At 73.3% G+C, this 8,805-nt stretch carries 9 protein-coding genes; 3 read left to right on the top strand and 6 right to left on the bottom strand.

Annotation, left to right across the window (positions count from 1 at the left end; translation table 11 throughout):
• Positions 1-224 precede the first annotated feature (224 nt).
• The 3 genes from AOM00_RS10280 to AOM00_RS10270 are packed head-to-tail and all read right to left on the bottom strand — an operon-like array spanning position 225 to position 2,857.
• Entirely contained in the window at positions 225-452 is a 228-nt protein-coding gene (locus AOM00_RS10280) for an RNA-binding S4 domain-containing protein (RefSeq protein WP_062517703.1), read from the bottom strand.
• Positions 453-498: 46 nt separating this feature from the next.
• On the bottom strand, positions 499-1,323 hold the full coding sequence (locus AOM00_RS10275; protein WP_062517694.1) for a PHP domain-containing protein: 825 nt from the start codon (positions 1,321-1,323) through the stop codon (positions 499-501).
• 43 nt (positions 1,324-1,366) lie between these two features.
• Positions 1,367-2,857, bottom strand: coding sequence for a hypothetical protein (locus tag AOM00_RS10270; RefSeq protein ID WP_062517693.1), 1,491 nt, complete (start codon positions 2,855-2,857; stop codon positions 1,367-1,369).
• Positions 2,858-3,021: 164 nt separating this feature from the next.
• On the opposite strand from AOM00_RS10270, the gene AOM00_RS10265 reads away from it, so the two are divergent.
• Together AOM00_RS10265 and AOM00_RS10260 are read left to right on the top strand one after the other, a co-directional pair.
• Positions 3,022-4,386: an aminopeptidase P family protein gene (locus AOM00_RS10265; RefSeq protein ID WP_062517692.1), complete on the top strand. Its 1,365-nt coding sequence runs from the start codon at positions 3,022-3,024 to the stop codon at positions 4,384-4,386.
• A gap of 177 nt (positions 4,387-4,563) precedes the next feature.
• Positions 4,564-4,758, top strand: a complete 195-nt coding sequence (locus AOM00_RS10260) for a hypothetical protein (RefSeq protein ID WP_062517691.1) — start codon at positions 4,564-4,566, stop codon at positions 4,756-4,758.
• On the opposite strand, the gene AOM00_RS10255 is transcribed toward AOM00_RS10260, so the two are convergent.
• Both AOM00_RS10255 and AOM00_RS10250 read right to left on the bottom strand, forming a co-directional pair.
• Positions 4,734-5,282, bottom strand: a complete 549-nt coding sequence (locus AOM00_RS10255; protein ID WP_062517690.1) for a VanZ family protein — start codon at positions 5,280-5,282, stop codon at positions 4,734-4,736. The two genes, AOM00_RS10260 and AOM00_RS10255, sit on opposite strands and share 25 nt — an antisense overlap.
• Positions 5,279-6,136 carry a DUF3800 domain-containing protein gene (locus AOM00_RS10250; RefSeq protein ID WP_062517689.1) on the bottom strand — a complete coding sequence of 286 codons (858 nt, stop codon included), beginning with the start codon at positions 6,134-6,136 and terminating at the stop codon, positions 5,279-5,281. Before AOM00_RS10250 ends, AOM00_RS10255 begins: the two co-directional genes overlap by 4 nt.
• A 211-nt stretch (positions 6,137-6,347) precedes the next feature.
• On the opposite strand from AOM00_RS10250, the gene AOM00_RS10245 reads away from it, so the two are divergent.
• Positions 6,348-7,334: an LLM class flavin-dependent oxidoreductase gene (locus AOM00_RS10245; RefSeq protein ID WP_062517688.1), complete on the top strand. Its 987-nt coding sequence runs from the start codon at positions 6,348-6,350 to the stop codon at positions 7,332-7,334.
• A gap of 6 nt (positions 7,335-7,340) precedes the next feature.
• On the opposite strand, the gene AOM00_RS10240 is transcribed toward AOM00_RS10245, so the two are convergent.
• Complete coding sequence (locus AOM00_RS10240) at positions 7,341-8,741, bottom strand: aminotransferase-like domain-containing protein (protein ID WP_062517687.1); 1,401 nt, start codon at positions 8,739-8,741, stop codon at positions 7,341-7,343.
• Positions 8,742-8,805: the final 64 nt, after the last annotated feature.

Genomic DNA, 8,805 nt, shown 5'->3' with positions numbered 1-8,805 from the left:
GCCGAGGCCTCCGCGCCCCGTGAGCCGCGCGCCGAGGGCGCCGCGGGCTCGTCCCCCGAGGGCGAGGCCAAGCCGCGCCGCAACCGCAACCGCCGTCGCCGCCGCTCGGGCGGCTCGGGCTCGGGCGAGGGCTCGGCGCCGCAGGCGCAGCCGGCCGGCGAGTAGCAGCTGAACGCGAAGGGCGGGACCTCCTGGGAGGTCCCGCCCTTCGTCGTCTCAGCGTGTCAGGAGCTGACGCGCGCGGCTCGACCCGCGAGGCTCACCACGTCGCCCTGGTGCAGCTGACGCCCGCGCCGAAGGTCCACCTCGCCGTTCACCGACACCTCGCCCTCGAGGATCGCCTCCTTCGCCTCGCCGCCGGTGTCGACCAGCCCTGCGAGCTGGAGGAACTGGCCGAGGCGGATCACGTCGCCGGAGATGAGGACGTCTTCGATGGGAGGCTGGCGGGTCATGACCGCATGATAGATCCCGGCGGGCACGGCGCGACGGTCGGGCCTCTCAGGTGCGCTGAGCCTCCAGCGCCTCGAACGCCTCCACCGTCGTGAGGTTCTCCCCCAGCAGGTTGAGCTTCCCCGTGCCGTGGTAGTCCGAGGACCCGGTCTGGACAAGCCCGTACCTCGCGGCGAGCCCGGCGAGCCGCGCGCGCGCCTCCTCGTCGTGGTCGCGGTGGTCCACCTCGAGGCCCGCGAGGCCCGCCTCGGCAAGCGACGCGATCACCGCGTCCGGCACCACGCGTCCGCGCGCGTGGGCGCCCGGATGCGCGAAGACCGGTACCCCGCCGGCCGCCCGGATGGCGCGCACGGCATCGTGCACGTCGGGCGCGTGATGGTGGACGTAGAAGGGCGAGCGGTTGTGCAGGATGGCGTCGAACACCTCGCCGCGCGTGGCGAAGTGGCCGCGCTCGACCAGGGCGTCGGCGATGTGCGGCCGACCCACCGTCGCGGCCTCGCCCGACTGGCGCACCACGTCCTCCCACTCGAGCGGGTACTCGACCGCGATCCGCTCCACCATGCTCTGCGCACGGCCCACGCGCGCCTCCCGGGTGAGCGCGAGGATCTCCGCGAGCGCCGCATCGTCCGGGCGGGGCCAGTACGCGAGCATGTGGATCGAGACCCAGCGGTCCTTCGCGGACACCTCGATGCCGGGCACGAACCTGAGACCCAGCCGCGCGGCCTCCGCCGCGGCCTCCTCCCAGCCGTCCACGGAGTCGTGGTCCGTGAGCGCGACCACGTCCAGACCGGCCGCGGCGGCGTCGCGCATCACCTGCGCGGGCGTGCCGGTGCCGTCGGAGACGTTGGAGTGGGTGTGAAGGTCGATGCGCACGGCTTCAGCCTAGGCATCGGCGCGACCACCTGCGCCGGACCGGTCAGACCTCGAGCTTGCGGACCAGGAAGATCGCGGCGAGGATCGCCGCGATGAGCGCGCCGGGGATCATCGTCCGGCCGTCGCCCGAGGACGCGGGCGCCTCGGCTGCCGCAGCCGCCGGCTCGACCACCTCGGCAGCGACCTGCACCACCGCCGGCTGCTCCGCCGGGGCCGCCGCGGGGGTGGCCTCGGTCGCAAGGCGCGCTATCTCCTCGACGGCGGCACGATGCTCGAAGGGGTCCGGCTCCTCGGGCGCCTGGCTCGGCTCGGGCTTCGTGGTGGCCGCAGGGGCCGGCGCCTCGGGAACCGGCTTCTCCGACGGCTCCGGCGCGACGGTTCCAGGATCGGGATCGACAGCTTCGGGCTCCGGCGCCGCGGTGACCGTGAGCGTGAAGGTCTGGGTCACGGCGACGCGGGTGCCCATGCGCGCCCCCTCGGGCTCCGACGCGTCTGCGCCGAGCGGCAGCACGCCCGTGAGCGCGATCGTGAGGTCCACCGCGCCGGCCACGGCATCCGCCTCGGTCACGGCGTAGTCCACGGCGCACGTCACGGTCGCGCCCGCGTCCACGCCGCCGTCGAGGACGTCGCATGAGGGCGCGATCCCCTCGGGGGCGAGCACCGTCACCTGGGGATCCCGCAGCGGCAGCGCCGCGGTGTTGAGCATCGCGAGCACAAGGGTCACGGTGTCGCCCGCGTGGATCGGGTCCTCGAACGGCGTCACCGACCACCCCGCGGTGTCGAGGAACGCGCGCACCTCCGCGATCTCGAGGCGCCTCTGCGCCATCGTGACCGCGAGCTCATGCGCCGCCTCGTGCAGCGGTGCGACGGCAGCAAGGTCAGCGAGCGCGGCGTCGAGCTCGACGCGCGCCGCCTCCGCGGTCGCGACGGCGAGGGCATGCGCGGCGACCTCCGCCTCGAGCGCCATGAGCGCATCCGCCACCGCCTGCCACGACTCGAGCGCGGCGGCCGCGGCGGGCTCGGCCTCCGCGAGCTCGGTCTCGGCCTCCGTGAGCCGTGCGGCCATGTCGTCCCGGTCGGGCCCGGGCTCGGTGAAGGCGAGCTGGTCCGTCAGCAGCGTGATCTCCGCGCGCAGCGCTGCGGCGGCCGCGTCCGCCTCGTCGAGCGTCGCCTGCGCCAGCGCGACCACGTCCACCTGTGCGTCGTACGCCTCGGGCGCCCCCGCGGTGGCCGCCGCCTCGGCCTCGGCCGCGGCCACCGTGTCGGAAGCGATGTCGGCCGCCGCCTGCGCCGCCGTCAGCAGCGTCTCGAGCGCCGCGTCGGCGCCGTCGACGGCCTCGGCCTGAACGAGCGCCTCGTCGAGGTCACCCTCCGTGAAGGCGGCCTCGGCGGCCACCGCGGCAGCCGCCGCATCGTCCGCGAGGGCCTGCGCCGACTCGAGGCGGGTCGGCTCGTCCGTCGCCCCGGCCGGGGCCACGAGCACGGCCATCACGGTGACCAGCGCCGCGACCGCGGAGAGCAGGCGTGCGCGCACGTGTGGGCCTTCCGTCGAGGTGGGAGAGATCAAGGTTATGGCCGGTGCGGGCCAGGATCGGGGCGGGAACGGCACGATGTGCGCAAACTCACACGGCCGACGCCCCCGACCCGCAGGGACCCCCGGCGCATCGTCCACACCGGACCGCGTGGGACCATGGCGACGTGAACGACAAGGTTGAGAACAACAAGGCCCGCACCGGCCGCCCCACCACCCAGGAGTTCAAGGACTTCATGGGCTCCCACTGGGCCCCGCACGAGGACGTCGAGGTCACGCGCATCGCGGCCGCGCCGTACGCGGCCGAGCGCCGCGCCCGCCTGAGCGCACGCTTCCCGGGCGAGCTCATCGCGGTCAAGGCAGGCAACCTCAAGACCCGCGCGAACGACACCGACTACCGCTTCCGCCCCGACAGCGACTTCGCCTACCTCACGGGGCTCGGGCTCGACCACGAGCCCGGCGCGATCCTGGTGATGGAGCCTCGCGAGGGCGAGGGTCACGATGCGACGCTCTACCTGGTCCCGCCGGCGCAGCCGGGCGACGAGGGCTTCTACTCCGACCCCGCCGCGGGCGAGTTCTGGATCGGGCGCCGCCCGGGCCTGGCCGAGTTCGCGGCGATGACCGGGATCGCCACCAAGGCGCTGTCCGACCTGCCGAAGCTCAACCTCACGCACCAGCCGCACAAGAACGTGCGCGAGGCGCTGGCGGAGATGCGGTTCGTCAAGGACGAGTACGAGGTCCAGCAGCTGCGCGACGCCGTCGACGCGACCATCGCGGGCTTCGAGGCCGCGATCACCCAGCTGCCGCGAGCGATCGACCACAAGCGCGGCGAGCGCGTGATCGAGGCCTCCTTCGACGGCCATGCGCGCGAGGAGGGCAACGGCGTGGGCTACGAGACCATCGCCGCCGCCGGCCCCCACGCGACCACGCTCCACTGGATCGCCAACACGGGCCAGGTGCGCGAGGGCGACCTGCTGCTGCTCGACGCCGGTGTCGAGGTCGAGAGCCTCTACACCGCGGACGTCACCCGCACCTTCCCCATCTCGGGAGACTTCACCGCGACGCAGCGTCGCGTCTACGAGATCGTGCTCGAGGCCGCCGATGCCGCGTTCGCGGTCGCGAAGCCGGGCGTGCGCTTCCTCGACATCCACTTCGCGGCGGTCGAGGTCCTGGAGAAGCGGCTGACCGAGTGGGGCATCGCGCCGGTCTCGGAGGACCCCGAGTCGAAGCTGTTCCGCCGCTGGATGGTGCACGGCACGTCGCACCACCTGGGCCTGGACGTCCACGACTGCGCCGAGGCCAAGCGCGAGCTCTACATGGAGGGCATCGTCGAGCCGGGCATGGTCTTCACCATCGAGCCGGGCCTGTACTTCCAGGAGGGCGACCTTGCGGCCCCCGAGGAGCTGCGCGGCATCGGCATCCGCATCGAGGACGACATCCTGGTGACCGAGGACGGCGCCGAGAACCTCTCGGCGGCGCTGCCCCGCGACCCCGACGAGGTCGTCGCCTGGATGAAGCGCGCCATGCGCTGACGCTGAGAGCGCTAGGCTCCCTCACGCTCGAAGGGCGGGACGTCGCGATCGGTGCGGCGGCCCGCCCTTCGTCATGTCCGGGGAGGGCCGTCCCTGGCTCCGCCGCGCCACGCTGACACATGGGTGCCCGCACAGCAGCACGTGCGGGCACCCATGTGTCAGCGGGACGATGCGGCGGTGAGCGAGAGCGGGCGCCATGCGGCGCGGTGGGTCCTGTGGGTCCTGGTGCTCGCCTTCGTGTTCGCGCCGATCTTCACGGTCGGCAGGTGCGTCGACTCGGAGGACCCGGGCACGAGCTACTGCGAGAGCGGGCTTGCGTCTCCGCTCATGGCGCTCGTCGGGATGACCTACCCGGTCACGCGCACGCCCTGAGGCGTGCGACTCAGCCGAGCCACAGCACGTGCCAGGGCGACCGCAAGGCCGGCGCCGACAGCGCCGCCCAGCGCCGCGAGCAGCACGTCGTCGATATCGACAGAGCCGAGCACGAACACAAGCTGTACGGTCTCGACCACAAGCGCCGTTGCCGTCGCCCATGCCAGCCCAGCGATGAACGAGGTCCTCCGCACCGCGAGCGCGCCGAGGAAGCCGACCGGGACGAGCATGAGCGCGTTGCCATAGATCTGCCAGCGCGGACCCGGCAGCAGGTTCGAGTCCGTCCACAGCGCCGAGATCGATCGCAGCGGCACCAGGTTGACTCCTGCCCACATGCCCGCCGGCCGCAGCAGCGTGACGGCCGCGATCACCAGCAGCGCCGCTGCGAGCAGGACCCGCGCCGCGCCGGCACGGTCGAGCCTGCGGTGCCGCACGAGGACGGCCACCGCGAGGGAGGCGACCGCGCCGGCGATGACCGCGAGCGCGACGAGCGGCAGCGGGACGGTGCGCAGGATCTCGCTCATCGCACCGGCGGGTACTTGCCTGGGTCAGGGAACACGATGATGCCGCCGCCCTGGGCCTTGGTGGTGTTCCAGTGGGCGGCGAAGCAGGGCTCGATCTTGTCCCACAGCAGGTGTCGGTCGGTTGGCGGCTGCCCGGCGCCGTACCAGGCACGCGTCGCGAACGCTACGAGGTCCGCCAGTTGGATGAGCTCCCGATCCCATGTGCTCAGGGTGGGATCGATCCAGACGGGCTTGTCGACGACGAGGTTGAAGTTCGGGCGGTTGGCTCCCTTCGATGCCAGTCCCTGTCGGACCTCGTGCATCGCGCCCGAGTTGAAGTACGCCTCGTGCTCGTCCTGGCGGTCCGCCACGAAGATCGCGCCTTCGCCGCGGTTCACGCTGCCGAGCGTCTGCGCAACCCGCTCGTAGAGTCGTGCATACGCGACGCCGAGCGGATTCAGCGTCGGGTCCACGGCCGCGAGCGCGCGCTTGTCGACCACGACGCTGAAGACCAGGGGCCGAAACTTGGCGAACAACTGGCCCAGATCACGGAGCAGATCGTTGAGGTGCTTCTTGTCGGCGACGCCGGCGTACCCGGCTGGCGCCCCCGCGACCTGCTCCCCGTGAGCCCGACGGCTCGCAAGCCACAGGTGGCGCGCCTTGATCTCGGTCGCACCCCAGTCGGACCCGAGCGCTTCAGCGCCGAAGTTGCGCTCCTTCAGCCGCACGATCTCCTCGGCGAGGGGCTCACGCGAGGAGTCATGGATCCCCACCGCTGCCAGTGCGAACAGATCGCGCACCGGCGTGCGCCCGTCAGCCGCCACCCCGACGTTCATCGAGGTACCGCCGGACTCGTCGACATAGAACAGCAGCATGGTCCCCCCGGGTCCTGACGTGACGTGGGCAACCTACCGGGCACCGCGCATCGTCCCTGGCTCCGCCGCGTCCCGCTGACACATGGGTGCCCGCACGTGCTGCTGTGCGGGCACCCATGTGTCAGCGGGACGATGCGCCGCGTACGCGGGCATAGGGTTCCATCTCCCGGTGTTCAGCCTCCGGCCCCCGCCTCACCACCCGAAGGAAGCCATGCCCCTCGCCCTGTCCCTGCTCGATCTCGCCTTCATCCGTCCCGGCGGCACCGCCGCGGAGAGCCTCGCGCACTCGGTCGAGCTGGCCCGCACGGCGGAGACGGCGGGCTACCGACGCGTCTGGTACGCCGAGCACCACGCGATGCCCACCATCGCCTCATCGGCCCCGGCGGTGGTCATCGCCCACGTCGCCGCCCACACGTCGACCATCCGCCTGGGCGCCGGCGGCGTCATGCTCCCCCACCACTCGCCGCTGGTGGTCGCGGAGCAGTTCGGCACCCTCGCGGAGCTCCACCCGGGACGCATCGACCTGGGGCTGGGCCGCGCACCGGGCGGCGCCGGCGAGGTCTACGCCGCGCTGCGCCGCACTCCCGACGCTTCCGACCGCTTCCCCGAGGACGTCCGCGAGCTCCAGGACCTGCTCGCGGGCGAGGCGCGGCTCGACGGCATCCGCGCCACCCCCGGGGCCGGGACGAACGTGCCGCTGTACGTGCTCGGCTCATCGCTGTTCGGCGCGCAGCTCGCGGCGCAGCTGGGCCTACCCTACGCCTTCGCCTCGCACTTCGCCCCGCAGGCGCTCGAGCAGGCCGTCGCGCTCTACCGCGGCACCTACCAGCCCTCGGAACGGCACCCCGAGCCGTACGTGATCGCCGGCGTCAACGTGGTCGCGGCCGAGGACGGGGACGATGCCCGGGCCGAGCTCGCAGACGCCCGTCGCCAGCGCGTGCGCGCGCTCATCGCGCGCGGGCCTGCGGCGCGCACCTACACGGACGAGGAGATCGAGGCGTTCCTCACCACCCCGCAGGGCCAGGGCATCGCGCAGATGATGTCGAAGGCCGCCGTGGGCACGCCGGCCGAGGTGCGCGCGGGCCTCGAGGCCTTCGCCGCGGAGGCACGCGCCGACGAGCTCATCACGGTCCACCCCTCGCTCGACCCGGCCGCGCGGATCCGCTCGGTCACGCTCGCGGGCGCGGCGGTCCGCTGAGACGCCCTACGCGGCGCGCTCGGCGAGCGTCTTGATCCCCAGCCGCATCTCCTCGGGCGACAGGTAGAACGGCAGCCGGAAGCGGTCCGCTCCCGCGCCGGGCACCACGGAGAACGCGGCACCGGCCACCACGGGCACGCCCGCGCGCTCGGCACGCTCGGCGAAACGCTCGGCAGACTGGCCGGGCATGCGCACCCAGAGGCTCGGCCCGCCCACGGGCTCGACCGCCTCCCAGTCGAGGCCCGCCTCGGCGATCGCCTCGCGCACCGCCGCGAGGGACTCGCGCAACGCGTCCAGGCGCCACGCGAGCGTCTCCTCGAAGCTCTCCCGGAGCAGCCGCGCTCCGATGCGCTGGAACAACGCAGGGCTGCCCAGGTCCATCGCCGCGCGCCGGTGCCGCAGGTGCGCCGCGAGCGTCGCGTTGGTGTGCAGCCAGCCGATGCGCAGACCGCCCCAGAACACCTTCGACATCCCGCCCACGGTCACCACCGACGCCCCCGTGCCGAGCGATGCGAGCGGCCGCGGCATCGTCCCCGAGAGCGCGAGCTCGCCGAGCGTGCGGTCGTCGATCACCGTGGTGCCGGACGATGCGGCTGCGGCCAGGAGCCGCACGGCGTCCCCCTCCGCGAGCGCGGTGCCGGTCGGGTTGTTGAACGTGGTGAGGTAGGCGAGGTCGGGCTCCGCAGCGCGCAGCAGCTTGGCCGCGCCGTCGACGTCGAGGCCTTCATCGGTCATGGGCAGCGCGAAGGGCCGCGACCCGGCGGCGGCGATGGCGTCGAAGATCCCGGGGTACGTGATCGCCTCGAGGGCGACCGGTCGCGACGGCGAGGCCAGCGTGGTCACCGCGAGCCAGAGCGCCTGCTGCGCGCCCGACGTGATGACGATCTCGTCGGCGCGCGCGGGGATGCCCTGCGCGCGCAGGTGGTCCGTGACGGCGAGCACCAGGTCGCGGTCGCCGAGCGCGGCGTAGCCGTTGCCCAGCGCCGCGCGCCCCTCGAGCAGCACCTCGGGGTTCGCGAGGGCCTCCGACACCGCGGGCGCCGGCGGCGGCGACGCGGTGTTGAGGGCGACCAGCGGCGGCTCCTGGCCCACCAGGATCCGCGAGAACCTGTCCTGGGCCGTCAGCGCCGACACGCCGCGCGACCGTGTCCCGAGCCGAGGCGCCGCGCCCGGCGACGCCTCGAGCCATCCCTGGTCGCGCAGGCGCTGATACGCGGCGGTCACGGTGTTGCGCGACAGGTGGAGGCGCGTCGCGAGGGCCCGCTCGGACGGCATGCGCGCACCGTGCTCGAGCGTGCCGGACTCCCCGAGCGCGACGATCGCGTCGGCAAGCTGCTGATAGAGGGGTCCCGTGCCCGACTTCCAGTGGTCGAGCACGCCTGCGAGCTGGTCGGCCGTGGTGCGCATGGAGCCATCTCACCGCCTCCTGGCACCCTTGCACAAGTGCCAGATGGAGCCGATGCGGCGCTTT

This window comes from Demequina gelatinilytica, from assembly GCF_000971115.1.
Lineage (GTDB): Bacteria > Actinomycetota > Actinomycetes > Actinomycetales > Demequinaceae > Demequina > Demequina gelatinilytica.
The sequence above is the reverse complement of the archived record's forward strand: the minus strand, read 5'-3'. Positions and strand labels throughout refer to the sequence as shown.

Coding starts and splice junctions, on each gene's coding strand:
- AOM00_RS10255 (WP_062517690.1), bottom strand. CDS start 5,282: ATGAGCGAGATCCTGCGCACCGTCCCGCTGCCGCTCGTCGCGCTCGCG.
- AOM00_RS10280 (WP_062517703.1), bottom strand. CDS start 452: ATGACCCGCCAGCCTCCCATCGAAGACGTCCTCATCTCCGGCGACGTG.
- AOM00_RS10250 (WP_062517689.1), bottom strand. CDS start 6,136: ATGCTGCTGTTCTATGTCGACGAGTCCGGCGGTACCTCGATGAACGTC.
- AOM00_RS10240 (WP_062517687.1), bottom strand. CDS start 8,741: ATGCGCACCACGGCCGACCAGCTCGCAGGCGTGCTCGACCACTGGAAG.
- AOM00_RS10245 (WP_062517688.1), top strand. CDS start 6,348: ATGCCCCTCGCCCTGTCCCTGCTCGATCTCGCCTTCATCCGTCCCGGC.